This is a genomic window from Dyella subtropica, assembly GCF_026283965.1.
Taxonomy (GTDB): domain Bacteria; phylum Pseudomonadota; class Gammaproteobacteria; order Xanthomonadales; family Rhodanobacteraceae; genus Dyella_D; species Dyella_D subtropica.
Map to the genome: position 1 here is coordinate 149,435 of NZ_JAPDPD010000008.1, position 26,249 is coordinate 175,683.

Sequence of the window (26,249 nt, forward strand, 5' to 3'; positions counted from 1 at the left end):
CTTGGCATAGGGAAAGTCCCCCTGTTCAGTCGAATAGGGGGACCCCATCACTCCACGGTTTCAATAACCAGTGCGAACGCCTTGCCTATGAGTGCCGTTTCTTCTACGTCTACGGTGGCGTAGAGCTGTGTTTCAGATCAGCTTGATCTGTACGTCCACATTGCCGCGGGTGGCGTGGGAGTAGGGGCAGATGTCGCTGTGGGCCACGTCCACCAACTTCTGCGCGACGTCGCGATCGATGCCGGGCAGGCTCACTTCCAGCTGCACGGCGATGCCGAACCCGGTGGGTTCGCGCGGGCCGATGCCCACGTGTGCAGTTACGGAAGCCTCTTTCAGCGCCACTTTCTGTTCGCGTGCCACATAGCGCACCGCGCCTTCGAAGCAGGCTGCGTAACCGGCGGCGAACAGCTGCTCCGGATTGCTGCCAGCGCCGCCCGGGCCGCCGAGTTCCTTCGGCACTTTCAGGTCGAAATCGAGCACGCCGTCGCTGCTGTGGATATGGCCTTCGCGGCCGCCCTTGGCGGTGGCAGTGGCGGTGTAGAGGATCTTGTTGATGCTCATGTTTGGGTCCTTGGTGGGAGCCAGGCTTGGGGTGGGGAGAGCTGCGCGGCCAGTTGCTTGAGTTCGTCGCGCAGGCGTTGCATGTCTTCATGACTGAGGCAGAGCCGGGACGCCATGCAGGCGGGAACGGCCTTGGCGGGTTCGCGCAGGGCGCGTCCCTCCGGGGTGAGGCAGATTTCCACTTCCCGCTCGTCGCTGCGGCGGCGCTCGCGGCTGATCAACGCGGCTTGCTGCAGCCGCTTGAGCAATGGCGTGAGCGTGCCGGAGTCGAGTTGCAGCCGCTGGCCCAGCTCGCGCACGGTCAGGCCGTCCTGTTCCCACAGCACCAGCATGGTCAGGTATTGCGGGTAGGTGAGGCCAAGCTCGTCCAGCAGCGGGCGGTAAGCCGCTGTCATGGAGCGCGAGGCTGCATACAGCGCGAAGCAGAGCTGCTGGTCGAGCAGTAACGAAGGGTGGGTGGCGTCATTCATGGGCTGAATAAGATCACAAAATTAAATTGTGTACAATTCAATTTTTCAATCGCAGCGATAGATGAAAGGCAGCCACCGGCGATTCAGTCCAGCAGCCGCTTGCCGTAAGCGAAGTGATCTTTCCAATACGGGCCGTCGATGTCGTCCAGTCGCACCGTGCCGCCGCTGTTCGGGGCATGCACGAAACGCCCCTTGCCGACGTAGACGCCAACATGGCTGATGCCGCTGCGGCTACCGAAAAACACCAGATCGCCGCTAGCCAGTTCAGTCATCTGGCTCACCTTGCGGCCATCCATCGCGGACATCTCGCGCGAAGTGCGCGGCAACTGCAACCCGGCGGCCTGCCGATAGATGTAATCCACCAAACCGCTGCAATCGAAGCCGCCATCGGGCGTGTTGCCGCCCCAACGATAGGGCGTGCCGACCAGGGCAATGGCGCGAAACAGCACGTCGTTGGCTGTGCCGGTATTGGCTTCGGAGGGCGCGCGAGCAGGCAGATTCGCTAGCGACGAGTTGGAATTCTTATCGGTGGATGGCGGCCGGCGCGGCGCGCTGGAGCACGCTGCCAATAACAGGATGGCCAAGGCCAGGGCGGCGTGTCGCAGCGTGCGGGGCGATATCGGTCGCTGGGTGTGGGAGGCGGCGGAGCCCAATCGCATGAGACAACCTCGGCACAAGTTGCGGCCGAGGTTATCAAATCAATGGGTTGGGGTGAAGTCTTCGCGTTGTGAGCGAGGTTGGGTCAGCGCTCCCGGATGGAGACCGTCTGTTCGCTCAGCATTTTGCCGTCGGCGTCCTTGGCGCGCATCCGATAGGAGCCGGGGAACAGAAACAGCGTGCTCTCGGTGTTGGACTGCAGAAAGGCGTAGCGATCGGCGGCCACGGCTTCGTAGGGTTCATGCAGATAGTAGGCTTCGACGACACAAGGCAGGGTATGGCCGCATAACGTGGTGTTGATCGGCAGCGGGAAGCGCTGGCCATGCAGGGAAAGCCAGTCGGGGCGCACGCCGGTGCTTGCCAACGACTTCACCGGCACGGCCTGACCATCCAGGGTGTACCAGCTCGGCTGCTGTTTGCCTTCATCGGTGGCATTTTTGTTCGATGGCAGGATCACGGTCACGTTGTAGCGCGCCGGATCGGCACTCCAAATGACCGTCGCATCGTGCAGCGCGGCGTCCGCACTCCGCACCCGTTCGTCGCCACGATGGATCAGCACCACCGGCTCGGTTGGCTGAAAGGCGGCAATGATCTGGTCGTACGCGGACAATGGCAGGCGAGGGTTGGCCTCGCGGAACTGGGTTTGGTCGATGGAGAGCGGTTCGATTCCGCTCAGTGCCTGCAACTGGGCTGCCATCGGCAAAGCGTCGCCCAGGCGTCCTTTGGCTTTGTCGATATGCGCATAGCCGGCATGTACGAACAGCCGCGCTTCGGGGTGCCCGGCGAGTACGCGCTCGTAAAGGTTTTTGGCTTGTCCGCTTTCGCGCCCCTGCGCCGTGTCGCTGTCGGCGTCATAAGGCACCACAACGAAGCCGAGTTGGATGGCTTTGCGTACGATCTCGCCGAACAGGGGTTCGTGCACATACTCGCTGCCGCTGTTCCAGGTGGGATAGCCGCGTGCTGCCAGTCCGCTATCCCGATCGCCCAGTGCCTCCAGCGCGATATGGGTAAAGCCGAGCGCACGCAGGCGCGGCAGCAGGGCCAGGGTGAGCTGCCGAGTATGCGCGTCGTGGTGGGCCTCGTTGACCATCACGATGCGCCGATCGGTGGCGAGTCGTGCAATCGCCTCTGCCGCACTCACCGCCTGCCACTCGCCCGGTTGGGGCACGAGGCCGGTATAGACCTTGCGACTGTCGATGGGAAACTCGGACAGCGCTTCGGCGTACATACCCAGTTCGTTCTCAGTGGTCGCCAGCAACTGCCTGGCTACCATCTGGTCATCTGTGGGCAATTTGCGGATGGCTCCCGTTAGGTAGCGGTAGCGAGCGAGGTCGTCCGTCATCGGCTGGACGGTCTTGAACAGTTCTTGGACGGATGGATCGACGCCGCGAGCGCGGCTCGCGGGAGCGAGCGAGAATACGGCCATGCAAAGGATCGTAGCGATGCGTCGTACGGTCATGGTTTGAAGCCCCCTGGGTGGCCTGAAGCTAACGCAAAAATGGCTCGGTAAGAAGCTCAGGGCCGCGGCACGTCGATGTTGCGTTGAGTCAACGTACGGCCATCGACATCCCATGCGCGCAACCGGTAGCTGCCTGGATAGAGGTAGAGCGAGTTCATGCTCTCACCGTCCAGGAAGCCGTAGCGATCGGCCGGAATGGCGTCGCTGGATTCATGGGCATAGCGGGCTTCGATCACACAAGGAAGGTGGCTGTTGCAGAGTTCGGTGGTGATCAGGTGCGATTTACGGCGTCCATCCAGCGATAGCCAATGAGGGCGGCGCTGGTGGCCGGTGGGTGGCAGCAGTACATCGACATCGTGCCGGGTCGGATCGGAGCTCCATGCCGTGCCGTCCGCACGCCGGGTCAGCACCACCGGCCCTTGCGGCTGGTAGAGGGTGAGCAATTGCCGATAGCTATCGTTGCCCGCTGAGGAGCCGATGTCGCGCCATCGCGTCTGGTCGATCGTTAGCGGGTCGAAGCCGCTCAGGCGCTTCAGCAGCATGGCCATGGGCGGAATGGTGCCGCCCAAGTTGCCCGGCGCCTTGTCGATATGCGCATAGCCTGCGTGCACGAACAGGCGTGCATTGGGCTCGGCTTGGAACACTTTGCGATAAAGCTGTCGCGCCTGTCCGGCCTCGCGCTCGGCCAGGTCGCCGGCCTCAGATTCGTAGGGCACCACGATGAAGCCGAGCTGGATCGCCTGGCGCACGATTTCGCCGTACAACGGCTCGTGCAGGTACTCGCTGCCGCTATCGGCAACGGGATAGCCGCGCTGCATCAGGGTGCCGTCGTGGTCGTTCAAGGCTTCCGCGGCGAAATGCGTAAAGCCTTCCGCGCGCAGACGCGGCAGCAGGGCGAGGGTGAGGGCGCGCGTATGGGCGTCGTGGTGCGCTTCGTTGACCATCACGATGCGGCGGTCGGCGGCCAGTTTCGTGATCACCTCGACGGCATCGCTGGCCTGCCATTCGGCCGGCTGGGGAAGTTCGGCGTTGAACTGAATGCGATTGTCGAAGGGGAAGTCGCGCACGGCTTCGTCGTATAGCCCCAGCTCGTCCTCGACGGCGGCGAGCAATTGCTGCAGGGCGATGCGTTCCTCCAGCGGCAACCGCGGGAGCGCATCGGACAGGTAGCGATAGCGCTGCAGATCATTCTTCAGCGGCTGCAACTCGCGAAACAGATCGTGTGAGGGCGGTTGCGCGGAGGAGGCGTTGGCCTGCGTCGCGCTGGTTGCCATCGATGAGGATGAAGGCAACGCAAGGGAAAGCAGCATCCCGCCGATGGCCAGAATGCGGGTATGCAGACGCGATACGGCAATGTCCATGGCTCAGTACCCCCGGGGATAGGGTTGGGCTGCTGCGCCGCTACAATAGCCGAATGGATGCTTCGCGCAGTGATGTACTCGTTCTTGGCGGTGGCGTCATCGGCCTCGCCTGTGCCTATTACTTGCTGAAGTCTGGCGCTACCGTGCGTGTGCTGGAGCAGGGTACGCCGGGTTGCGGCAGTTCGCACGGCAATTGCGGCACGATCACCCCCAGCCATGCCGCGCCGTTGGCTATGCCGGGCATGCTGGGCCTGGCCCTGCGCTCGATGTTTCGTGCCGATGCGCCGCTCTACCTCAACCCACGCCCCGACCTGCAGCGCTTGCGCTGGCTGCTGGGGTTCGCGCGACGCTGCAACTGGCGCGACTTTGAACACGCCGCCGTGGCGCGCTCGGCGATCCTGCAGCGCTCGCGCGGTTTGCTGGAGTCACTGATCAAGGGCGACGGACTGGATTGCGAATTCGTGAATCCGGGTGAGTTGTATGTCTACCGCACCCAGGCCCAATTGGCGGCGGACGAACGTCACCACGCGGCGCTGCTCGACCGTCTTGGCGTCGAGGTGCGGCGCATGCGTGGCGACGAGGTGGAAGCGGCCGAGCCCGCGCTCAAGCCGGGCGTGACGGGTGGTCTGCTCCACCCGGGCGACGCCCAGTTGCGCCCGGACCGCTACGCCGCCGAACTGGCACGCCGCGTGCGCGAGCTGGGCGGCGTGATCGAATGCGGTGCGCGCATCGACCAGTTCGGCATGCAGGACAGCCGTGTGTCTCATGTGCGTACCACGCGTGGGGTTTTTCACGGTGATCGTGTCGTGATGGCGCTGGGGGCGTGGTCGCCACTGCTTGGTCGCGAGCTTGGGCTGCGCTTGCCGATGCAGCCCGGCAAGGGTTATTCGCTCACCTACACCCGGCCCACGCGCGTGCCGCGGTATGCATTGGTGCTGCGCGAGGCGGCGGTTTGCGTCACCACCTGGGGCAGCGGCTATCGATTGGGTAGCACGATGGAGTTCTCCGGCTATGCCGAGGGTCTCAATCGCACTCGCCTGGAAGCCTTGCGCCGGGGGGCAGCCGCGGCCTTGCATGAACCCGAAGGACCGGAGTTGTTGGAGGAATGGTGGGGATGGCGGCCGATGAGCGTGGATGAAGTGCCGATCATCGGTCCTAGCAAGCGCTGGTCGAACCTGTTGCTGGCCACGGGTCACGGCATGCTCGGCGTGAGCATGTCCGCCGCTACCGGCGAATTGATTGCTGCACTGGCGGGAGGGCGCACTCCGGTCATTAATCCAGTGCCTTATGCACCGGCGCGATTCGGTCTCTGACCGCGTGTGTTGACACCCACTTAAAGCCGCGGCCGTTAGCGTGGCCGCTTACGGAGAATCAAGGCGAATGGCTGATACCTACGATCTGATCGTGCTTGGAGCGGGCTCGGGCGGTCTTGCCACGTCCTTCCGCGCGGCACGGCACGGCGCGCGCGTGGCACTGCTCGACCCGGGTGCACTGGGAGGTACTTGCGTCAATGTCGGTTGCGTGCCGAAGAAGGCGTTGTGGTTCGCCGCGCAACTTGCCCAGGGGCAGGTGCTGGCCGAGGCCTACGGTTTTGCGGGCGTGCAGGGGCCACTGGACTGGGAGCATTTCCGCCAGCGCCGGCTCAGTTATATCGATGGCATCAAGCAGCGCTACGAGAGCCGTCTGGCCGAAGCGGGTGTGCAGTTGCTGCGCGAGGCGGGCCGCTTTGTCTCGGCTGACACCATTGCCACCACCAGTGGTGCCGAGTTGCGTGCGCCGCAGATCGTAATCGCCACGGGTGCGCGCCCCCAGCGGCTTGACGTGCCTGGCTTCGAGTTAGGTCTGGTATCCGACGACATCTTCACCTTGCGCGAATTGCCGCGTCGCATCGCCGTGGTGGGGGCGGGTTACATCGCCGTCGAGTTCGCCGGCTTGCTGCGTGCGCTGGGTAGCGAGGTCACGCTTCATGTACGTCAGCACTTGCTCAGGCAGTTCGATGCCGAACTGGTGGGCGCACTCGGGCAGCACATGGTTGAGCAGGGCATTCGGCTGGCGCATCAGGCACGCATCCGCGCGGCACGGCGTGTAGAGGATGCCGTGGTGCTGGAGGATGAAGAGCGCGGCGACTGCGGCCCCTATGACGCCGTGTTGTGGGCGCTGGGCCGCGTACCGAATACCGAACGCCTGGACCTCGATGCAGCGGGTGTGCAGGTTGACGCACAGGGCCATGTACTGGTCGATGCCTGGCAGAACACCAACGTGTCTGGCATTGCCGCACTGGGCGATGTGGCGGGGCGTCGTGCGCTGACGCCGGTGGCGGTGGCGGCGGGTCGGCGCCTGGCTGATCGCTGGTTCGGCGGCGAGGAGGATGCGCGGCTGGACTACGACAACATCCCCAGCGTCGTCTTCTCCGAGCCACCCCTCGCGGCTGTCGGCCTCAGCGAGGTGCAAGCGCGCGAACAGTATGGCGACCAGGTGCAGATCCATCACAGCCGCTTCACCCCGATGCAATGGGCGCTCGCCGGACACAAGGGACAAAGCGCCATGAAGCTGGTCTGCGTCGGCGAGGAACAGCGTGTGGTCGGCATCCACGCACTCGGGCCGGGTGCGGACGAGATGCTGCAGGGTTTTGCCGTGGCGCTGAAGATGGGGCTGCGCAAGCGCGATCTCGATGCCACCGTCGCCATCCACCCCAGCTCCGCCGAAGAGCTGGTGTTGATGTCCTGAGCGCTGGCCGCAACTCGCTGAACTGGGCGGATGGAGACTTTCTCCCTGCGAACCGCCGTGTCTGGAGGACGCGGAGCTGGATGCGGCGGAAGTTCAATGGCGAGTAAACGCATTCTGGAAGCCGTCCCACCAAACCTTGTCGCATGAAATTGCGAGGCTGCGGCAGGCGTATGGGCGCGTCTGGGGGCTGGCACAGCTGACTTACAGGGGAGATAGCCTTGCCTACGATGACGCCAAGGCCACACATTTGCAGGCGTTGCTTGCCCAAGGTCTGCAACGCCGTCTCGACTGATCGTAAATAATTGCGTTGCGTATTTATCGCTTGGGAAAGTCAATAAGCGGGCTGCGACAACGTGACGGAAATGCCTGAAATAATTCAGTTCCGATCCGCCGTAAAACATGCCATGTTGTCGCCGCCGCGCCACCCGCGTCGCCGGGTTCCGGCCGGGTCCGCGGCCCCTATCGTTCGAGGCTCATCATCATGCGTAAACTTGCGATCGCTTCCCTGCTCGTTGCTGGCGTGGCTCTTTCCGGCTCTGTGTTTGCCCAGGACGCTGCGGCGGCTCCGCAGGCAGCTGCACCGCAGGCGGCAGCTCCGGCCGCCAAGTCGGCGCCTCACCATGCGAAGAGCCATCACAAGAGCAGCCATGGCCACAAGGGTCACAAGGGTTCGGCCAAGGACACCACGCCGGCCACTGCTCAGTAATCGAGCGCAGTTAGCCTGCTGTCGAAGGCCCCGGGGCGACCTCGCCACCGGGGCTTTTTCATGTGCCGCGGATAACGGTTGTCAGTCCGTCGTTGCCGGAAGGGCAGCAACGCATTTGAGTTCGATGGCGATGGGTGTGGGCAGTGCCGTGATGCCCACCGTGGTGCGACAGGCATCGACGCCCGTGAAGCATTCGGCGTAGAGACGGTTGTATGCGCTGAAGTCGCGAGCCATGTCGGTGAGGTAGACGGTGACGTCGACCAGATCCTCCCAGTGCGCACCGCTTGCCTCGAGTACGGCACGCACATTGGCAAATACCTGGCGGCACTGCGCTTCGATGTCGTAACCCATCAGCTTTCCCTCGGCATCGTAGACATTGCCCGGGATCGCGTTGCTGCCGGGTGTGCGCGGGCCGACACCCGACAGGAACAACAGATGGCCCACACGGCGCGCGTGCGGATACGCGCCGACGGGTGCGGGTGCCGTGTCAGTGCGCACCGCATCGCTCATCGTGATGGCTCCTGCAAGGACACCAGCCGCTGCAATGCTTGCTCGTAGGCAGGGCGCAGTTCCGCGCGCGAGCTGACGTGCAAGTTCAAGTCGTTTATATGGCCGTCGAACAAGCTGTAGCACCAGGCGTGCACGGACAGTTTCTGGCCGCGCTCCCACGCGTCCATCACGATCGTGGTGTGGCAGACGTTGACCACCTGCTCGATCGCATTGAGTTCGCACAGGCGGCTGTTGCGCAGATGCATCAGGTCCAGCGAGGCGAGCATGCCGGTGTGTTTCTGCGCGACGTCGCCGACATGGCGCAGCCAGTTGTCGACCAGGCCCAGGCGACGGTCATCCAGCACTGCCTGCACGCCACCGCAACCGTAGTGACCGACGACCAGGATGTGTTCCACCTTGAGTACGTCGACGGCGAATTGGATGGTGCTGAGACAATTGAGGTCGGTATGCGACACCACGTTGGCGACATTGCGCTGGACGAAGATGTCGCCCGGCGGCAGGTCGACGATCTGCGTGGCCGGCACGCGGGAGTCGGAGCAGCCGATCCATAGATACCTGGGGGCCTGTTGCTGGGCGAGGCGTTCGAAGAAGCGCGGGTCCTCCGCGCGGACGGCCGCCGACCAGCGGCGATTGCCGTCGAGCAGATCTTGCAATGGGCTTTTCAAAAGGATGCTCTCAGTAACGGATGCAAATGTTTTTGGGCTCGGTGAAAAAGCGCAGCGCTTCCACGCCACCTTCGCGGCCGAGTCCGGATTGTTTGGTGCCGCCGAACGGCGTGCGCAGATCGCGTAGCAGCCAGCAGTTGATCCACACGATGCCGAAATCGAGCTGCGCGCCAAAGCGATGCGCGCGCGCGAGGTCGGTTGTCCATAGCGAAGCGGCCAGGCCGTAACCGGTGCCATTGGCGATAGCCAGCGCTTCGGCTTCGTCCTCGAACGGAATCAGGCTGACTACTGGGCCGAAGATTTCCTGCTGGTTGGTGGCCGTGTTGGGCCCCAAGCCTTCGATCACGGTGGGTGCGACATACCAGCCGCCAGCATGGCGGCCGGGCAGGGTGATGGACTGGCCGCCGCAGAGAATGTGGCCGCCTTCGTCACGCGCCTGTGCGATGCAGCCCATCACTTTGTCGAAGTGCGGCTGCGAAACGAGCGCGCCGAGATCGCTGGAGGCATCGAGCGGGTCGCCGACGCGCAGCGCACGCACGCGCTCGAGGTAACGCGCGCGGAAGTTGTCGTAGATCGTGCGCTGCACCAGCAGGCGCGAGCCGCACAGGCAGATTTCGCCCTGGTTGGCGAAGCCGGAGCGGACGATGGTGTCGAGGTTGGCGTCGCTCAGGTCGGCGTCGGCGAACACGATGGCGGGGTTCTTGCCGCCCAGTTCCAGCGAGAGCTTCTTGAAGTGCGGCGCGGCAGCCGTGGCGATCTGCGCACCGGTTTTCGTGCTGCCGGTGAAGGACACTGCCTTCACGCCGGCATGCTCGACGATGGCCTGCCCCACAATGGGGCCACGGCCCTGCACGATATTCAGCACGCCGGGCGGAAAGCCGGCTTCGATGCTCAGCTCGCCCAGCAACGCCGCAGTGCAGGGCGTGATCTCGGACGGCTTGGCCACCACCGTGTTGCCGGCAGCCAATGCCGGCGCGATTTTCCAGGTGAACAGATAGAGCGGCAGATTCCACGGGCTGATGCAGCCCACGACGCCCAGCGGCTGACGCAAGGTGTAGTTGATCGCGCCCAATTCCATCGCATGCGATTCGCTGCTCCACGGCACGACCGCCGCAGCGAAGTAGCGCAGGTTGCTCACTGCACGGGGAATGTCGAGGCTGCGTGCCAGGCTCAGCAGCTTGCCGCTGTCGCGCGATTCCAGTGCGGCGAATGCGTCGAGTCGCGCTTCGATCAAATCGGCCAGTCGATGCAACAGGCGGGCGCGTTGCTCAGTAGGCGTCGCGGCCCATGCGCTGGAAGCGCGCTGCGCAGCGGCGACGGCATCGGCCACATCCTCTGCGGTGGAATCGGGGCAATGCGCGAACACTTCGCCGGTGGCTGGCTCGAACACCTCGAGCCAACGATCCAGGTGCGGCGCTTGCAGGCGACCGTCGATGAGGTTGGCGAGGCGCAGGCTTGGCATCGGCGCAAGCTTAATTCGAGCGATCAACGATTGCACCGGACGGGGGAGTATGTGCGGTGGGGAACAGGGACGCGAAGCGTGCGTGGCTGTAAAGCGCTTGCTCTGCCCCGTTCTTGTTAGCTCAACGCTCGCGTGCGTCCACCGTCCACCGCGATGCTCACGCCGTTGACATAGGCCGCGGCCGGCGTGCACAGGAAGGCGATGACCGCGGCAACTTCCTCAGGCGCGCCGAAGCGGCCGGCCGGCACGCCGGCGAGCATGCCGCGCGCGAGCTCGTCCGTGCTGTAGCCGGTGCTCGCCGATTGGGCCTCGAGCAACCCGTCCAGGCGTCCGGTGCGGGTATAGCCAGGCAGCACGTTGTTGACCGTGATGCCGTCGGCGGCGAGCTCGCCAGACAGGGTTTTAGCCCAGCCCGCCACGGCGGCGCGGATGGTGTTGGACACGCCAAGTCCGGAGATCGGCTCTTTCACCGAGGTGGAAATGACATTGACGATGCGGCCGTAATGGCTGGCCTGCATGCCGTGCAGCACCGACTGCACCAAGGCCTGCCCAGCCAGCACGTGCTGGCGGAACGCGGCTTCGAAGGCGGCGGGATCGGCCGTATGCGCAGGGCCGCCCGGCGGGCCGCCGGTGTTGTTGATCAGGATGTGTACCGGCGCGGACGCGGCGATATCGGTGGCGGCGGTGAGCAGGCGTGCCGTATCGAGCATGTCGGCGGCATGCCAATGATGTTGCTGATCGGCATGCGTACGCGGGAGGCTTTGTGCCAGGGCCTTCAATGCATCGACAGAGCGCGCCAGCACAGTGACGTTGGCGCCGAGTTGGGCCAATTCGATCGCGGTCGCGCGGCCAATGCCTTGCGAGGCGCCACAAACCAGGGCGTGACGCCCGCTCAGATCCAACTGCATGGCGCGTAACTCCTAAGTAGTGATGGGGCTCAGCGTGCCATCCACTGCAGGCTCAGTGCGGCGAACCAGCAGAGCCAAGCGGCCCAGGGACAGTAGCGCCAGGCGCGTCGCCAGCGAGTGATGGCGGTGTCTTCAAGTGCGGGCAGGATGGGCGAGCGCAGAGCCAACTGCAGCCGCATCCAGATGCGCAGTGGGCCCGGTAGCTCGCCTTTCGGCTCGGCGATGATCTGCCACTGCGCCGGATGACGTGTGCGTAGCAGCTTGGCGATACGGAACTGGGCCAGGAAGTGCAGCAGGAAAAAGACCACGCCGGCGACCAGTAGCGATAGGTAGAGCGTGACCATGCGGGAGTGGTTCCGGAGTTCTGAGAAAGACGTGCGTCAGTTGATGGTATCGCCAGGCTTGCTGCTGGTGTTCTGAGTATCGTCGGATGGGGCCTTCGACGGTTTGTTTTCTGCGGGTGCCGTGCTGATGATCTTGGTGCTCGCGTCGTTGCTGGCGCCTGGCCACAGCGGAACCACGGGTAAGGCGGTGCGCAACGTATTCAGCACGCCTTCGCCCTTCTGGGCTTTGGCGCAGATGGCATTGTCCACGGCGTCGGCGTAGGTCTTGTTCATCAGGCCGATCCAGACCGAGCCGTCGGGACCGTGCGGAATGCGGAAGTTGCCGGCCGCCGCCATTTTTACCGGGGCCTCGGCTGAAAAAGCGGCGGGCGACTGTTCCCAATAGGTGCTGCCGGCCTGCTGCTTTGCCGAGCTGTACAGCACCAGATAGCGCGCCTGCTTGCTGGTGACCTTGACGCTGCCGAACGCGCCGGTGCTCTCGCTGGTCCAGCCCATGTGCTCGCACAGGCCCACGTCTTCGGTGCTGATCGGCTGGAACGCTTCGTCCAGCAGGGTGACGGTGGGCGCGAACAGATAACTGGCGCGGAGCCAGCGGCCATTCAATTCGGACTTCAGCCCCACGCGATAAGGCAACTTGGTATCGGCCGGCAGACGGAAGCTCAGGAAATAACTGCGCTCGCCGTTGAGGCTGGCCACCATGCTGCCCGGGCCCAGCTCGAACGGCTTGGGACTCCAGGGCAGGGTGGTCTGGAACGAGAAATCCGCAAAGCTGCTGCAGCAGGGGGTGGCCTGCTGCAAGGCCGCCTTGGCCTGGTCCAGCGCCGTACTGCTTTCTTCCGGCGGGCGCAGATTTGGGGGCACCAGAATCTTTGCAGTGTGGCAGGCGCCAAGCGGCAAAGTGAGGGAAAGCAGCAGTAAGGCGATGACCGGTTTGCGCGGGAGCATGTCTCAGATCGTCGTCAGAACTCGGCCGTTCCCGCCGCACGCGGGTAGGGAATGGCGTCGCGAATGTTGGCCAGGCCGCAAACGTAAACCAGTAGCCGCTCGAAGCCCAGTCCGAAACCGGCGTGCGGCACGCTGCCGTAGCGACGCAGGTCACGATACCAGCCGTAGGTGGTGGCATCGAGACCGAACTTCGCCATGCGGCGGTCGAGATAGTCCAGGCGTTCTTCGCGCTGGCTGCCGCCGATGATCTCGCCGATGCCGGGGGCCAGCACATCCATCGCCGCCACGGTTTTTTCATCGTCGTTGAGGCGCATGTAGAACGCCTTGATCTGCTCGGGGTAGTTCATCACAACCACCGGGCGGCCGATGTGCTTCTCGGCGAGATAGCGCTCGTGCTCGGTCTGCAGATCGATGCCCCAGGCCACCGGGAATTCGAACTTCTGGCCGGACTTCTTGAGGATCTCGACGGCATCGGTGTAATCGATGCGTTCGAACGGCTGGGCGATGAAGGCCTCCAGGCGACTGATGGCATCCGGCTGCACGCGCTCGGCGAAGAACGCCATGTCATCCGCGCGCTCGTCCAGCACGGCCTTGAAGATGGCCTTGAGGAAGGCTTCGGCGCAGTCGGCGTCGGCGGCCAGGTCGGCGAAGGCGATTTCCGGCTCCACCATCCAGAACTCGGCCAAGTGGCGCGGGGTGTTGGAGTTCTCGGCGCGGAACGTCGGGCCGAAGGTGTAGACCTTGCTCATCGCCAGCGCATACGCCTCGACGTTGAGCTGGCCGGACACCGTGAGGAAGGCTTCGCGGCCGAAGAAATCCTTGCGGAAGTCGATCTTGCCCTTGTCGTCACGCGGCAGGTTGGCCAGGTCCAGTGTGGACAGGCGGAACATGTCGCCGGCGCCTTCGGCGTCCGAGGTGGTGATGATAGGCGTGTTGATCCAGAAGAAGCCTTGCTCGGTGAGGTGGCGGTGGATCGCCGTCATCATCGTGTGGCGCACGCGGGTCACTGCGCCGAACAGGTTGGTGCGCGGGCGCAGGTGGGCGACCTCGCGCAGGAACTCCATGGAGTGCTGCTTCGGCTGGATGGGGTACGTGTTCGGGTCGTCGACGAAGCCGGTGATTTGCACACTTTCGGCCTGAAGCTCGAACGTCTGGCCCTTGCCTTGTGACGGTACCAGGGTGCCGCTGACGATGAGGCCGGCGCCGGTAGTGAGGTGTTTTACCTCGCTTGCATAGTTATCCAGTGTCGCCGGCACGACCGCCTGGATCGGGTCGAAGCAGGAGCCGTCGGTCACATTGACGAAGGACAGGCCCGCCTTGGAGTCGCGAATAGTGCGCACCCAGCCCCGCACGGTCACTTTGCTGCCGGCCTCGACTTTGCCGGAGAGGGCCTGTTTGACACTGACCACCGTCATAGATTGAAACTCCTGCTGATGCGCCGCATCTGGCACGTGGAACCGGGGCGAAATGCGCCGCGAGGCAAGTCATTTCGGGGCAAACCGGCATGATAATGTAGGCTTCGCCCGAACCGCGACGGTTTCGGCCGTTATTTCCGCACTGCAGATCGCACGACATGACCATCACCATCACGCCCGCCGCCAATGAACGCATGCGCCACTTCCTGGCCAGCACGCCCGCTGCGGTCGGCGTGCATTTCGGCGTGAAGCGCACGGGCTGCTCGGGCTTCGCTTATGTGGTGGACCTCGCCGAACGCGTAACCGACGACGACCAACTGATCGACATCGACGGCGTGCGCCTGATCGTTGACCCCAAGAGCCTGCCCTTGGTAGATGGCACGGTGATTGACTTCCAGCGCCAGGGCTTGAACGCCAGCTTCGTCTTCCACAACCCGAACGCCACCGGCGAATGCGGTTGCGGCGAAAGCTTCACCGTCGCCTGAGTTCCCTGTAGGAGCGCACCCTGTGCGCGAAAAGCCCGCAAGGCGCTGATAGATCCGCGGTCGCCCACAGGGTGGGCTCCTACATCAATATTTTCAGTCGCTTGCGCTAACCATCTGCGCCCGCTTACAATTCCGATTCTGTCTGGTCCCATAAAGGCCCGGACAGGACCTTGCCTCACCGTAACCGACGGGAGGCTGCGAGGCCGCAAGGCCGCATCCACAAGGAGTTACCCAACAATGACCCTGCGTCATTACGAAGTTGTGTTCCTGGTCCACCCTGACCAGAGCGAGCAGGTCCCGGCCATGATCGAGCGCTACAAGGTGCTGATCGAAGCCGACGGCGGCAAGATCCATCGCCTGGAAGACTGGGGCCGCCGCCAGCTGGCCTACCCGATCGTGAACCTGGCCAAGGCTCACTACGTCATGCTCAACATCGAAGTCAGCCAGAACGCGCTGACCGAGCTGGAGTCGGGCTTCCGCTTCAACGACGCCGTGCTGCGCCACCTGGTGATCAAGCGCGATGAAGCTGACACCGAGCAGTCCTTCATCCTGAAGTCCAAGGAAAAGGATGACGCCAAGTCCTCGCGTCGCCGCGACGACGACAGCGAAGGTGACGACCGCCCGCGTGGTGGCCGTGACGACCGCGACAACGATCGCGACAGCGACGACTGATCAGGAGCCTAAGCCATGTCCAAGTTCTTCCGCCGCCGCAAGTTCTGCCGCTTCACGGCCGAAAAGGTCAAAGAGATCGACTACAAGGATCTCAACACCCTGCGCCAGTACATCACTGAGAACGGCAAGATCGTTCCCAGCCGCATCACCGGTACCAAGGCGCGTTACCAGCGTCAGCTGGCCGTGGCTGTGAAGCGCGCGCGCTTCCTGGCACTGCTGCCTTATACCGACAACCACGACGTCTAATCGTGTCGTGTGCCCTCTCCCCTGGGAGAGGGCAACTCTTCGGACAACCGTCCACGGCTGCGCCGGGCCACACCGGTGCTAACGAAAAGGAACCACCATGGAACTGATTCTTCTCGAAAAAGTCCGCAACCTCGGCAACCTTGGCGACAAGGTCAACGTCAAGCCGGGTTACGGCCGTAACTACCTGCTGCCGCAGGGCAAGGCTGTGCCGATCAACGCCGCTAACCTCGAAGCCTTCGAGAAGCGTCGTGCCGAGTACGAGGCCAAGGCCAACAAGCAGCTGTCTGATGCTCAGGCCCGTCAGGCCAAGCTGGTCGACGTGTCGGTGACCATCTCCGCGCACTCCAGCCCGGAAGGCAAGCTGTACGGCTCGGTCGGTCCGCGCGAAATCTCCGAGGCCCTGCAGGCCGCGGGTCACGACGTGCACAAGAACGAAGTGATCCAGGGCGAAGGCCCGATCCGCCTCACCGGCGAGTTCGAGGTAGTGATCGCCCTGCACGCGGACGTGCAGAGCTCGGTCAAGGTGATCGTGATCGGCGAGAAGTAAGCCGATCCATCGCCTGCGATGATCCAGACGGGCGCCTTCGGGCGCCCGTTTTCTTTGGCAGCGGCTTATCCACCGCAGTCCACAAGATATCCACAGACTTATTATCTCGCGGCCTGAGAAAACGCCGCGTATGCTCGTGCCCGGCGGCCACGCTCGGCCGTGCTCGCCTGCCACACCGCGAGGAATCTCGATGTCCTTTGTCCCCGAACGCAAATCCGGCAACTCCGCCATCGAAGCGCTGCGCGTGCCGCCGCATTCGATCGATGCGGAGCAGGCTGTGCTGGGCGGTTTGATGCTGGCCCCGGATTCGCTGGACAAGGTGGCCGACCGTCTGAGCGAACGGGATTTCTATCGCAAGGACCATCGCCTGATCTGGCGCGCCATCACCGAGCTGGCGAACAAGGGCATGCCTTGCGATGCGGTGACCCTGGGCGATTGGTTCGAGGCGAACGATCTTGCCGAGATGGTCGGTGGCGCGGCGTATCTGATCGAGCTGGCCAATGCGACCCCGAGTGCGGCGAACATCGGCGCTTATGCCGACATCGTGCGCGAGAAGTCCATTCTGCGGCAGTTGATCGACGCCGGCGTCGAAACCACCGAGGACGGCTACCGCCCCGAGGGTCGGAGCGTGCAGGAGGTGCTGGAAAGCGCCGAGCAGCGCGTGTTCAAGATCGCGGAATCCGGTGCGCGCGGCAAGAAGGACACGGTCACCATGCGCGAGGCGGTCAAAGACGCCTTCCGCCTGCTGTCCGAGCGTTACGAAAATCGCGGCCAGCTCACCGGCATCTCTACCGGGTTCACTGACCTCGATGAACTCACCTCGGGCCTGCAGCCGTCCGACCTGATCATCGTCGCGGCGCGCCCGTCGATGGGTAAGACGGCGTTCTCGGTGAATATCGCCGAGGCTGCCGCGCTGCGCGCCAAGAAGGCGGTGGTGATCTTCTCGATGGAAATGTCAGCCTCGCAGCTGGCTTTCCGTATGATTTCCTCGATCGGCCGCATCCATCAGCAGCATCTGCGCAATGGCGATCTGGCCGAAGAGGACTGGCCGCGCGTCACCAATGCTATCGCCATCCTGTCCGAGGCGAAGATCTTCATCGACGATACGCCCGGCCTTTCGCCGGTGGAAATGCGTTCGCGCTCGCGGCGTATTCATCGCGAGAACGGCGGTCTGGGCCTGATCGTGGTCGACTACTTGCAGCTGATGCAGGTGCCCGGAAACAAAGAGAACCGCGCTACCGAAATTTCAGAAATCTCGCGTTCGCTTAAAGGCCTGGCCAAGGAGCTGAATTGCCCGGTGATCGCCCTGTCGCAGTTGAACCGCTCGCTGGAACAGCGCGCCGACAAACGCCCGATGATGTCCGACCTGCGTGAGTCGGGCGCTATCGAGCAGGATGCGGACGTGATCATGTTCATTTACCGCGACGAGTACTACAACAAGGAATCGCCGGACAAAGGCCTCGCCGAGATCATCATCGGCAAGCAGCGTAACGGCCCGACCGACACGGTGAAGCTGGCCTTCCTGGGTCACTACACCAAGTTTGAAAACTACGCGCCGGACTCGTTCGTTGGTGCGTTCGAGTAACTACGGCGCCGGCCAGAAATCATTGGCGTGCTCTTTCGCCCACTGCAGAGTGAAGTCGCGGAACAACCGGATTCGCGTCGACGTGCGCAGATCGGGGTGAGTGGCAAACCACAGCTGCGACTGCACGTCCGGCAGCAGCTCGCTCACGCGGCGAAGCTGATCCGACGGCTCGGCATAGAAGCAGGGCAACAGTGCGCGACCTACGCCGGCTTCGCAAGCGGCAAGCGCGGCGGGCAGGGTGTCCACCACTAAGGCGATGTTTTCCGGCTCGACATGGTTCCTGATCCACTGCGCTGCGTCGAGATGCGACAGCGCATCGCCAAGCCCGATCCAGCGTTCCTTGGACTGAGCTTTGCGCCGCGATTTAGCTTCATAGATGGCGGTGGCGATCGGCGCGAGCTTGCGCACCGATAATCCTGGCGGCGATTGGCGCGCAGGGCGTATCGCCACGTCGGCATCGCGTTTCTGCAAGGTGAGAAACGCGTTGTTGATCACCAGCTCGAAGCGCACCGAAGGGTGCCGCGCCTCGAAGCCGGTGCAGAGATCAACCAGGTGGCGGGCCAATGTGTCTGGCGCGGTGATGCGCAGCAGCCCCTGCACGCGTTGGTCGCGCCCTTGTAGTTCACGCGATAACTGGGTGGTTTCAGCGAGTACGCGCTCAGCCGCGCGCGAGGCCAGCTCCCCGGCTTCCGTTGCTTCGTAGCCGCGCCGGCTACGCCGAAACAATGTGACGCCGGTGCGCGCTTCGATCGCGCCAAGACGGCGGAATGCGTTCGAGTGGTCTACCTCCAACTCGCGTGCCGCGCCGGCAAGACTGCCGTTGGCGGCGATCGCCCGGACCAGGTCCAGATCGTCCAGTGACCAGTCGCCTGACTTCATGTGCAAGGTTTCCTTGTGCCGGCGACAAATGGTGCGAGCCGGCCTGTGGCTGGAAGCTAGGTCTCCCCACAGGAGACAAGAATGAAACTCTACTTCACCCCAGGCACCTGTTCACTGGCCCCGCATATCGTGCTGCGCGAACTTGGTCTGTCTTTTGAGCTGGAGCGCGTCCGCCTCGGCGAAGCGCCGGTCATTGCATCGACGCAGGCGGACTACCTCAAGCTCAATCCGAATGGTTATGTACCGCTGCTCGAGCTGGACGATGGGCGCTTGCTCACGGAGGGTGCGGCCATCTTGCAATACCTTGCCGATCTGGCTCCTGCGCAAGGTCTGTTGCCGGCGGCTTCGCCTATCGAGCGTTACGAGATCATGCGATGGCTGGTCTACATCAGTTCTGAGCTGCACAAAATGTTCAGTCCATGGCTGTTCCATCCGGAGTATGGCGAGCAGGCAGGGGGCGTGGCTCGTGTGCGTATAGCCAAGCGCCTGGAGCTGGTTGAGCATCAGCTGGAGGGCCGGGATTTTCTGCTCGGCGAGCGTTTCACTGTGGCGGACGCTTATCTCTTCGCCATTGTCAGTTGGGCCAAACCCTGTCGGTTGTCGCTGGCACCTTTCCCGCGCTTGCAGGCGCATCTGGAGCGTGTGGGTAGGCGCGAGAGCGTGCTTGCCGCACTCAAGGCCGAGAAGGGCGCATGACGTCATGGAGACTGGCATGAAGACCTCCACAGCGTGGCTGATGCTGCTTTCAGCCGGCGCGCTCGACGTGTTGTGGGCGATCTCGATGAAGCTGGCACAGGGCTATACCCGCGCGGGCTGGACCGCGGTGTCGCTGATGGCGTTGGGGGCCTTTGTGTGGTTGTTGGGCAGGGCGCTCACCGTGCTGCCGGTGGGTAGCGCCTATGCGGTGTGGACGGGCATAGGCGCGGCGGGCACGGCGCTGTTGGGGGCAGCCTTTTTCACCGAGACGCTGTCGCCGCTTCGTGTCGCGGGCATCGTGCTAATCGTCGGTGGTGTCGTTGCGCTGCGCGCAGCGACACCCGGCTGAGCGTCGCTGTCGCAAGCGGTGCCCGCAAATTTCCCTGGCTGGGCCACGCGGCGATCCGAAACCGGCACTAAGGTTCGACATGGGCGTCGGTGGATGGGGCTGATAAGCTTCGGCGACCTGGTCCGCCGGCCCTGTCCGCCTTGTCCGGCCTCTCCTTTCGTTACGAATCCGCCGCGATCTGCACATCGCGGCGATACTGGAATCATGAGCCGCACCACTGTCGCCACCATTCATCTCGGTGCCTTGCGCCATAACCTCGCCCGGATCAAAGAGCTGGCCGCGCCGGCCAAAGTCATGGCGGTGGTCAAGGCCGACGCGTACGGCCATGGCCTGGAACGGGTAGCCCGTGCGCTAGATGGTGCGGCCGATGCTTTCGCGGTGGCCGGGCAGGGTGATGGCTTGCGCTTGCGCGCGGCAGGGCATCGCCAGCGCATCGTGGTGTTGTCCGGTCCGGATCGCGCCAGCGATATCCCGGAAATGCAGCGCCTGCAACTGGACGCGGCAATCCATCACGAATCGCAACTGCAGTGGCTCGCCGAGGCGTCTCCGGCGCGCGGTCTTCTGCGCGTCTGGCTGAAAGTGGATAGCGGCATGCATCGCCTCGGTTTTTCGCCGGAGCGAGTGGCTGAGATTCACGCGCGGCTGGCGGCGATGCCGGGCATCGATCCGGAGATCGGCCTGCTGACGCACTTCTCCGAATCGGAGGAGTTCGACGGTGATGAAACGCCGGCACAGATCGCCCGCTTCAACACCGCGACCCAGGGGCTGAGTGGCCCGCGTTCGCTGTCGAATTCCGCCGCCGTACTTGGCTGGCCGGCTGCGCGTGGCGACTGGGTGCGCACGGGCGGATTGCTTTATGGGTTGTCGGTGGTTGCCGGCAAGACCGGTGCGGATTTTGGCTTTCGGCCGGCCATGACCCTGTCCACGCGCCTGATCGCGATCAACCCGATTCGACGTGGCGAACGTATTGGCTACAACGGCATCTGGACTTGCCCGGAGGACATGCCTGTCGGCGTCGCTGCGGTAGGTTACGGCGACGGTTATCCGCGCAGCGCCGTAGCCGGTACGCCGGTGTTGGTAGGGGAGCGGCGCGTGCCGCTGGTGGGGCGCGTGTCCATGGATCTGATCACGCTGGATCTGCGCGATGCGCCGCAGGCGAAGGTCGGCGACCGCGTCACGTTGTGGGGGCCGGAGCTGCCGATCGAGCACATTGCGGCACAGGCCGGCACCATCTCCTACGACCTCACCTGCGGCATGACGAGGCGCGTGTTGTTCGTCGAAGACGAAAACTGACATTGGACCGGGATCTCGGCGTCTCGCGGTTTGCGATGACAACGGGCTAAGCTCGCCTTTTCCGCTTGTCGAGAATCTTCATGGCCAAGGCCAAGACCGCCTATGTCTGCACCGATTGTGGTGCCGAGCATTCGAAATGGCAGGGCCAGTGCATCGAATGTGGCGCATGGAACACGATGAGCGAATTCGTGGTGCAGCCGGCGGTGAAGTCGGCGGGCGCGGCGCGCAGCAGTGGCTATGCAGGCGCGGCGGCCGGGGCGCCCCAGGTGACGCCGCTGACTTCGGTGGCGTTGACCGCCGAGTCGCGCACGCTGACCGGCCTCGGTGAGCTGGACCGGGTGCTTGGTGGCGGGTTGGTGGATGGTTCCGTCGTGCTGATTGGTGGCGATCCTGGCATCGGCAAGTCGACCTTGCTATTGCAGATGCTCGGTAAGCTTGGCGAACAGCTATCCAGCGTCTACGTCACGGGTGAGGAGTCGCTAGCCCAGGTGGCGGCGCGCGCGCAGCGCCTGGATTTGCCGCTCGGTCCGCTGCACGCATTGGCCGAGACCTGCATTGAGCGCATTCTCGAGCAAGCGGTGTCGTCGCGGCCGCGTGTGCTGGTCATCGACTCCATCCAGACCATCTGGACTGAACTGCTCACCGCAGCACCGGGCTCGGTGAGCCAGGTGCGCGAGTCGGCGGCCAAGCTCACCCGCTTCGCCAAGGAAACCGGCACCTCGGTGTTTCTGGTCGGTCACGTCACCAAGGAGGGGGGCATCGCCGGCCCACGCGTGCTGGAGCACATGGTGGACGCGGTGCTGTACTTCGAGGGCGAGTCGGGCAGCCGCTTCCGAGTGCTTCGCGCCTTCAAGAACCGTTTCGGTGCGGTGAACGAGTTGGGTGTGTTCGCGATGTCCGAGAAGGGATTGCGCGAAGTCCCGAATCCTTCCGCCATCTTCCTCTCCGCGCATGCCGGGCCGACCTCGGGCAGTGCGGTGATGGTGACTCGCGAGGGTACGCGCCCGCTGCTGGTGGAGGTGCAGGCGCTGGTGGATCAGTCGTCGCTGGGCAACCCCCGCCGCGTGACGCTGGGTCTGGAACAAAATCGCCTGGCCATGCTGCTGGCGGTACTGCATCGGCATGGCGGCGTGGCAGCCTACGATCAGGACGTATTCGTCAACGTGGTGGGTGGTATCCGGGTGCAGGAGACTGCCGCTGACCTGCCCGTGCTTTTGGCTGTGTTATCCAGCCTGCGCGATCGGCCTTTGCCGGAAAAGACCGTCACCTTCGGTGAGGTCGGTCTGTCGGGTGAAATCCGTCCCGTGCCGAACGGTGAAGAGCGGTTGAAAGAGGCTGCGCACCACGGTTTCCAGCGTGCCATCGTGCCGAAGGCGAATGCCTCCAAGAAAGGGCGTGTCGGCGAAATGGAAGTGGTGGGTGTGGAGCGTCTATCGCAGGCCATCGACGCCAGCCGCTGATGGCGGTCAGGTTGGCGGAAGCGCGGCGAACTCAGGCAGTTGTTCCGCACGTGCCGACAGCACGGCGAGTGCGGGGTGGTCTGCCGCCTGAATCAGTTCTGGCTGCATCAACTGCGTAAAGCCCCAGGCCACCGCGACCGTGATGTCTGCCTGAGTCAGCGTGTCGCCCACCAGCCAGCTGTTGCGTCCGCTTGCCTCCCGCTCAAGTGCCGCGTAGGCCGCGGTGAGCTGATCTTTGATGCGCGTCAGCCAGTCTTGGTCGCGGTGACTTTCAGCGCGCTTGCCCTCGTAGACGATCTGCACGCTTTTCTCGCAGGCGGTCAGGGCCAGGCCGAGTAGCTGCAGCGTGCGCAGGCGCGCGGCGGGTTCGCTGGGCATCAAGCTGGCGCCGGAGCCGACGGACTCGGCCCAATCGATAATCATTGACGAATCGACCATCTGCCAGCCTTCATCGCCGATCAGCGTGGGCGCCTTCACCAGCGGATTGATCGACTGGAACTCGTCGAAGTTGCGAAACACCGACAGCGATTGATGCTCGAACGAGATGCCCTTCAGCTTCAGCGTGATCGCCGCGCGGCGGACAAAGGGGGAGTCGAGCATGCCGATCAGTTTCATCATGACTCCAGTGCTGTGGGGATGAATCAGGCCGTGCGGTGAAGGATCAACTCCAGCACCGCCTTGGTGCCGAAAAATGCCAGCAGCAACACGCCCATGCCGATCAGGGTGAGATTCACCGCGCTGCGTCCGCGCCAGCCGTAGCGCCAGCGCCCGAACAGCAAGGCACCAAACACCAGCCAGGCGATGATCGACAACACGGTCTTGTGGATCAGGTGTTGACCGAACAGATCGCCCACGAACAATGCGCCGGTCAGCAAAGTCAGCGTGAGCAAGAGAAAGCCCGCGCCGATCAGGCGAAACAGCAAGGTTTCGGTCAGCGTCAGTGGCGGCAGGGCGCGCAGCAAGGGGCCGAACTGGCGATGGCGGAGGGCGCGCTCTTGCACTGCTAGCAGAATGGCCACGGCGGCAGCGATCGACAGTACGCTGAAGGCGAGCAGGGCCACGGTCACGTGCAATTTGATCTGCCAGCCCAGCGTCAGGGGCGCGGTAGTTGGGGCGAGGTAACTGTCGGCGGCCAGCAGCAGGGCGGTGAGCGGGAAAACAATCACGCCCAGCGCTGCTACCGGGCGGTCGAGATTGACCAGCAAGGTCAGAGCGGACACCACGCAAGCAACCAGCGATAGCGCCGCAAAGAAGTGCAGGTCCAGCGCCCCACGATGCATGCCGAGCAGGATCCCGGCATGGATCAGCACCGCCGTGCCGGCCAAGCCCAGCGCCGACCGATTCAGCGGCTGTCCACCGCTCAGCAGTGGGCGCGCCAGCCCGCCCGCGGCGGCGAGATAGAGCGCGATGGCGAGCAGGGCGAAGAGGTGAATAGTCATGAGGTGGCAGTGTCGCATAGCGCCTGAGTCCGGGTGAATGCGGTTCCGGCACACTCGGCTATACTTGCCCGCTTTCCACCTGCCGTACTCCGCCATGTTCGAGTCGCTCAGCCAACGCCTTTCCGCCACCGTCAACCGCTTGCGCGGCCGTGGACGGCTGACCGAGGAAAACATCCGCGAATCGCTGCGTGAGGTGCGAATTGCCTTGCTTGAGGCCGACGTGGCCCTGCCGGTGGTGCAGGCGCTGGTCGAGCGCGTGAAAGTGCGGGCCGTCGGCCAGGAAGTGCTCAAGAGCCTGAGCCCGGGCCAGGCCCTGGTGAAGGTGGTCAGCGACGAGCTGACCGCGGTGATGGGTACGGTCAATACCGAACTGAATCTCGCCCAGCAGCCGCCGGCTGTGGTACTGATGGCTGGCTTGCAGGGTGCTGGTAAAACCACCACCGTCGCCAAGTTGGCGCGCTTCCTCACCGAGCGCAAGAAAAAGAAAGTGATGGTGGTGAGCTGCGACGTTTATCGTCCGGCCGCTATCGAGCAGCTGCGCACGCTGGCCGAACAGGTCGGGGTGAAGTTCTTTCCGTCCGAAGCCGGTCAGAGCCCGGTGGACATCGCCAAGAACGCCATCGCCGCCGCGCGTCGCGAAGTGGTCGACGTGTTGCTGGTGGATACCGCCGGCCGTCTGCACGTGGACGAGGCGATGATGGCGGAAATCAAGGCGCTGCATGCCGCGATCACGCCGGTCGAAACCCTGTTCGTGGTCGACTCCATGACCGGCCAGGATGCGGCCAACACCGCCAAGGCCTTTGCCGAAGCGCTGCCGCTCACCGGCGTAGTGCTCACCAAGACCGATGGCGATGCCCGTGGTGGTGCTGCGTTGTCGGTGCGCTATGTCACTGGTCGACCGATCAAGTTCCTTGGTGCTGGCGAAAAGACCGATGCGCTGGAGCCATTCCATCCCGATCGCGTCGCTCAGCGCATTCTCGGCATGGGCGACGTGCTGTCGCTGGTGGAGGAGGTCGAGCGCAAGGTCGATCAGGAGAAGGCGCAGAAGCTGGCCGAGAAGGTCATCAAGGGCAAGCGCTTCGATCTCAACGATATGCGCGATCAGCTGGAGCAGATGTCCAATATGGGCGGCCTGGCCGGCCTGATGGACAAGTTGCCGGGCGTCTCCAATCTGCCCGAGAACGTGAAATCCAAGGTCAACGACGGCGAGATCAAGCGCATGGTCGCGATCATCGGCTCGATGACCAAGAAAGAGCGTCGTCACCCGGATCTGCTGAACGGCTCGCGCCGCGCCCGTGTGGCTCGCGGCTCGGGCACCCAGCCGGCCGACGTCAACCGCCTGCTGAAGCAGTACATGCAGATGGAAAAGATGATGTCCAAGCTCTCCAAGGGTGGTGCCAAGGGTCTGCTGCGGCAGATGCGTGGCGCCATGAAGGGTATGGGAGGCATGGGCGGCCTGCCGCCGATGCGCTGAATACCCTTGGAATAAGACCGGGTTCGAGGGCGGGTTTTTCGCCTCTATTTCCCGGTGCCTATTCCCTTTTTTCCAAAAATCGTTAAAATGCCGCGTTTACCGCGCCCGGTCTCGGGCGTGCTGCCGGCTCTTCCGGCAACTCTGGAGCTTTTACTTATGGTCAAGATTCGTCTTTCGCGCGGCGGCGCCAAGGGCCGTCCGTTCTACCACGTCGTCGTCACCGACTCGCGCAGCGCGCGTGACGGTCGCAACATCGAGAACGTAGGCTTCTACAACCCGGTGGCTTCGGGCAAGGACAAGCGCCTTGAGCTGAACGTCGTTCGCGTGCAGGAGTGGGTGTCCAAGGGCGCTCAGCTGAGCGACAAGGTTGCCGCTCTGGTGAAGGAAGCCGGCAAGCAGCAGGCTGCTTGAGTATGAGTGCAGCCGGTCGGCGCGTCCTGGTCGGACGCATCGTCGGGCTGTACGGCGTGCAGGGCTGGCTCAAGGTCGAATCCTGGACCGAGCCCCGTATGCGGATCTTCGATTACCAGCCCTGGCTGCTCCAAGTGGCGCCGGGTACGGAGACGGAGATCAAGGGAATCAAAGGTCGTCCGCAAGGCAAGGGCATCGTGGCCTACCTGCCTGGAGTAGAGGACCGTGATGCGGCGACAGCGCTGGTAGGGCAGGACATCTACGTCTCCCGCGAGCAGCTGCCTCCTCCCGGCAAGGATGAGTATTACTGGGTCGATCTTGAGGGTCTTGAGGTCGTCACCGTCGACAACGTTGTGCTGGGGCGGGTCACTCACCTGTTCGCCACCGGAGCCAACGACGTCGTGGTAGTGAGGGATGGCGAGCGCGAGCGGCTGATTCCCTTCGTCCAGGGTTCTTACGTGCGTTCGGTGGACTTGTCCGGCGGGCGCATGGTGGTGGACTGGGATCCTGAATTCTGACGGCG

31 protein-coding genes are annotated in these 26,249 nt (G+C 63.8%); 16 read left to right on the forward strand and 15 right to left on the reverse strand.

The features are described from left to right. Nucleotides 1-132 precede the first annotated feature (132 nt). The 5 genes from OUZ45_RS08950 to OUZ45_RS08970 all read right to left on the reverse strand — a co-directional run bounded on the left by OUZ45_RS08950 (nucleotide 133) and on the right by OUZ45_RS08970 (nucleotide 4,508). On the reverse strand, nucleotides 133-561 hold the full coding sequence (locus tag OUZ45_RS08950; protein WP_266169603.1) for an organic hydroperoxide resistance protein: 429 nt from the start codon (nucleotides 559-561) through the stop codon (nucleotides 133-135). Next, nucleotides 558-1,031, reverse strand: a complete 474-nt coding sequence (locus OUZ45_RS08955; RefSeq protein WP_266169604.1) for a MarR family winged helix-turn-helix transcriptional regulator — start codon at nucleotides 1,029-1,031, stop codon at nucleotides 558-560. The genes OUZ45_RS08950 and OUZ45_RS08955 overlap by 4 nt, the downstream gene beginning before the upstream one ends. Before the next feature lie 83 nt (nucleotides 1,032-1,114). After that, nucleotides 1,115-1,690 carry a C40 family peptidase gene (locus OUZ45_RS08960; protein ID WP_266169606.1) on the reverse strand — a complete coding sequence of 192 codons (576 nt, stop codon included), beginning with the start codon at nucleotides 1,688-1,690 and terminating at the stop codon, nucleotides 1,115-1,117. A gap of 83 nt (nucleotides 1,691-1,773) precedes the next feature. Continuing rightward, a complete protein-coding gene (locus OUZ45_RS08965) occupies nucleotides 1,774-3,147 on the reverse strand; it encodes a hypothetical protein (protein ID WP_266169608.1) in 1,374 nt (457 codons plus the stop codon). A gap of 56 nt (nucleotides 3,148-3,203) precedes the next feature. Further along, nucleotides 3,204-4,508 (reverse strand): hypothetical protein, encoded by a 1,305-nt coding sequence (locus OUZ45_RS08970; protein WP_266169610.1) that lies wholly within the window; start codon nucleotides 4,506-4,508, stop codon nucleotides 3,204-3,206. A 53-nt stretch (nucleotides 4,509-4,561) separates the two neighbouring features. Here OUZ45_RS08970 and OUZ45_RS08975 point away from each other — a divergent pair, with 53 nt between their 5' ends. The 4 genes from OUZ45_RS08975 to OUZ45_RS08985 all read left to right on the forward strand — a co-directional run bounded on the left by OUZ45_RS08975 (nucleotide 4,562) and on the right by OUZ45_RS08985 (nucleotide 7,941). Next, a complete protein-coding gene (locus OUZ45_RS08975) occupies nucleotides 4,562-5,821 on the forward strand; it encodes an NAD(P)/FAD-dependent oxidoreductase (protein WP_266169612.1) in 1,260 nt (419 codons plus the stop codon). A 67-nt stretch (nucleotides 5,822-5,888) separates the two neighbouring features. After that, nucleotides 5,889-7,235: a glutathione-disulfide reductase gene (gene gorA / locus OUZ45_RS08980; protein WP_266169614.1), complete on the forward strand. Its 1,347-nt coding sequence runs from the start codon at nucleotides 5,889-5,891 to the stop codon at nucleotides 7,233-7,235. A 76-nt stretch (nucleotides 7,236-7,311) separates the two neighbouring features. Next, a complete protein-coding gene (locus OUZ45_RS20830; protein ID WP_425601680.1) occupies nucleotides 7,312-7,527 on the forward strand; it encodes a hypothetical protein in 216 nt (71 codons plus the stop codon). A gap of 189 nt (nucleotides 7,528-7,716) precedes the next feature. Continuing rightward, complete coding sequence (locus tag OUZ45_RS08985; RefSeq protein ID WP_266169616.1) at nucleotides 7,717-7,941, forward strand: hypothetical protein; 225 nt, start codon at nucleotides 7,717-7,719, stop codon at nucleotides 7,939-7,941. Between the two features lie 81 nt (nucleotides 7,942-8,022). Here OUZ45_RS08985 and OUZ45_RS08990 read toward each other — a convergent pair whose 3' ends face one another. The 7 genes from OUZ45_RS08990 to asnS form a co-directional block, all read right to left on the reverse strand. After that, the gene (locus OUZ45_RS08990) at nucleotides 8,023-8,451 is read right to left on the reverse strand and encodes a RidA family protein (protein ID WP_266169617.1); all 429 of its coding nucleotides are present in this window, start codon (nucleotides 8,449-8,451) and stop codon (nucleotides 8,023-8,025) included. Then, entirely contained in the window at nucleotides 8,448-9,116 is a 669-nt protein-coding gene (gene can, locus OUZ45_RS08995; RefSeq protein WP_266169619.1) for a carbonate dehydratase, read from the reverse strand. The genes OUZ45_RS08990 and can overlap by 4 nt, the downstream gene beginning before the upstream one ends. 10 nt (nucleotides 9,117-9,126) lie before the next feature. Then, entirely contained in the window at nucleotides 9,127-10,578 is a 1,452-nt protein-coding gene (locus OUZ45_RS09000; RefSeq protein WP_266169621.1) for an aldehyde dehydrogenase, read from the reverse strand. Nucleotides 10,579-10,694: 116 nt separating this feature from the next. Further along, a complete protein-coding gene (locus OUZ45_RS09005) occupies nucleotides 10,695-11,486 on the reverse strand; it encodes an SDR family NAD(P)-dependent oxidoreductase (RefSeq protein WP_266169622.1) in 792 nt (263 codons plus the stop codon). A gap of 29 nt (nucleotides 11,487-11,515) precedes the next feature. Then, nucleotides 11,516-11,830, reverse strand: coding sequence for a hypothetical protein (locus OUZ45_RS09010; protein ID WP_266169623.1), 315 nt, complete (start codon nucleotides 11,828-11,830; stop codon nucleotides 11,516-11,518). 36 nt (nucleotides 11,831-11,866) lie between these two features. Continuing rightward, nucleotides 11,867-12,775, reverse strand: a complete 909-nt coding sequence (locus OUZ45_RS09015; RefSeq protein ID WP_266169625.1) for a MalM family protein — start codon at nucleotides 12,773-12,775, stop codon at nucleotides 11,867-11,869. A 14-nt stretch (nucleotides 12,776-12,789) separates the two neighbouring features. Then, complete coding sequence (gene asnS / locus OUZ45_RS09020; RefSeq protein WP_266169627.1) at nucleotides 12,790-14,190, reverse strand: asparagine--tRNA ligase; 1,401 nt, start codon at nucleotides 14,188-14,190, stop codon at nucleotides 12,790-12,792. A 158-nt stretch (nucleotides 14,191-14,348) separates the two neighbouring features. Here asnS and OUZ45_RS09025 point away from each other — a divergent pair, with 158 nt between their 5' ends. From OUZ45_RS09025 to OUZ45_RS09045, 5 genes are all read left to right on the forward strand, one after another. Beyond that, a complete protein-coding gene (locus tag OUZ45_RS09025) occupies nucleotides 14,349-14,675 on the forward strand; it encodes a HesB/IscA family protein (RefSeq protein WP_266169628.1) in 327 nt (108 codons plus the stop codon). A 237-nt stretch (nucleotides 14,676-14,912) separates the two neighbouring features. Beyond that, complete coding sequence (gene rpsF / locus OUZ45_RS09030) at nucleotides 14,913-15,347, forward strand: 30S ribosomal protein S6 (protein ID WP_266169629.1); 435 nt, start codon at nucleotides 14,913-14,915, stop codon at nucleotides 15,345-15,347. 15 nt (nucleotides 15,348-15,362) lie between these two features. Further along, entirely contained in the window at nucleotides 15,363-15,593 is a 231-nt protein-coding gene (gene rpsR, locus OUZ45_RS09035) for a 30S ribosomal protein S18 (RefSeq protein WP_266169630.1), read from the forward strand. 97 nt (nucleotides 15,594-15,690) lie between these two features. Further along, nucleotides 15,691-16,140, forward strand: a complete 450-nt coding sequence (rplI, locus tag OUZ45_RS09040; protein WP_266169631.1) for a 50S ribosomal protein L9 — start codon at nucleotides 15,691-15,693, stop codon at nucleotides 16,138-16,140. A 190-nt stretch (nucleotides 16,141-16,330) separates the two neighbouring features. Beyond that, complete coding sequence (locus OUZ45_RS09045) at nucleotides 16,331-17,725, forward strand: replicative DNA helicase (RefSeq protein WP_266169632.1); 1,395 nt, start codon at nucleotides 16,331-16,333, stop codon at nucleotides 17,723-17,725. On the opposite strand, the gene OUZ45_RS09050 is transcribed toward OUZ45_RS09045, so the two are convergent. Then, nucleotides 17,726-18,604, reverse strand: coding sequence for a LysR family transcriptional regulator (locus OUZ45_RS09050; protein WP_266169634.1), 879 nt, complete (start codon nucleotides 18,602-18,604; stop codon nucleotides 17,726-17,728). A gap of 81 nt (nucleotides 18,605-18,685) precedes the next feature. Between OUZ45_RS09050 and gstA the strand changes: the two genes are divergently transcribed. The 4 genes from gstA (at nucleotide 18,686) to radA (ending at nucleotide 22,402) form a co-directional block, all read left to right on the forward strand. Beyond that, a complete protein-coding gene (gene gstA / locus OUZ45_RS09055) occupies nucleotides 18,686-19,300 on the forward strand; it encodes a glutathione transferase GstA (RefSeq protein WP_266169635.1) in 615 nt (204 codons plus the stop codon). Between the two features lie 16 nt (nucleotides 19,301-19,316). Continuing rightward, nucleotides 19,317-19,649 (forward strand): DMT family transporter, encoded by a 333-nt coding sequence (locus OUZ45_RS09060; RefSeq protein WP_266169636.1) that lies wholly within the window; start codon nucleotides 19,317-19,319, stop codon nucleotides 19,647-19,649. A 204-nt stretch (nucleotides 19,650-19,853) separates the two neighbouring features. After that, nucleotides 19,854-20,942 carry an alanine racemase gene (gene alr, locus OUZ45_RS09065; protein WP_266169637.1) on the forward strand — a complete coding sequence of 363 codons (1,089 nt, stop codon included), beginning with the start codon at nucleotides 19,854-19,856 and terminating at the stop codon, nucleotides 20,940-20,942. An 80-nt stretch (nucleotides 20,943-21,022) separates the two neighbouring features. Then, a complete protein-coding gene (gene radA / locus OUZ45_RS09070; RefSeq protein WP_266169638.1) occupies nucleotides 21,023-22,402 on the forward strand; it encodes a DNA repair protein RadA in 1,380 nt (459 codons plus the stop codon). A gap of 6 nt (nucleotides 22,403-22,408) precedes the next feature. Here radA and OUZ45_RS09075 read toward each other — a convergent pair whose 3' ends face one another. Together OUZ45_RS09075 and OUZ45_RS09080 are read right to left on the reverse strand one after the other, a co-directional pair. Continuing rightward, complete coding sequence (locus tag OUZ45_RS09075) at nucleotides 22,409-23,020, reverse strand: glutathione S-transferase family protein (protein WP_266169639.1); 612 nt, start codon at nucleotides 23,018-23,020, stop codon at nucleotides 22,409-22,411. Between the two features lie 23 nt (nucleotides 23,021-23,043). After that, complete coding sequence (locus OUZ45_RS09080) at nucleotides 23,044-23,841, reverse strand: cytochrome C assembly family protein (protein WP_266169640.1); 798 nt, start codon at nucleotides 23,839-23,841, stop codon at nucleotides 23,044-23,046. A 94-nt stretch (nucleotides 23,842-23,935) separates the two neighbouring features. Here OUZ45_RS09080 and ffh point away from each other — a divergent pair, with 94 nt between their 5' ends. From ffh to rimM, 3 genes are all read left to right on the forward strand, one after another. Further along, nucleotides 23,936-25,315, forward strand: coding sequence for a signal recognition particle protein (ffh, locus tag OUZ45_RS09085; protein ID WP_266169699.1), 1,380 nt, complete (start codon nucleotides 23,936-23,938; stop codon nucleotides 25,313-25,315). Between the two features lie 156 nt (nucleotides 25,316-25,471). Beyond that, nucleotides 25,472-25,726: a 30S ribosomal protein S16 gene (gene rpsP / locus OUZ45_RS09090; protein WP_204633508.1), complete on the forward strand. Its 255-nt coding sequence runs from the start codon at nucleotides 25,472-25,474 to the stop codon at nucleotides 25,724-25,726. 2 nt (nucleotides 25,727-25,728) lie between these two features. Beyond that, complete coding sequence (gene rimM, locus OUZ45_RS09095) at nucleotides 25,729-26,244, forward strand: ribosome maturation factor RimM (RefSeq protein ID WP_266169644.1); 516 nt, start codon at nucleotides 25,729-25,731, stop codon at nucleotides 26,242-26,244. The last annotated feature ends 5 nt before the right edge of the window (nucleotides 26,245-26,249 follow it).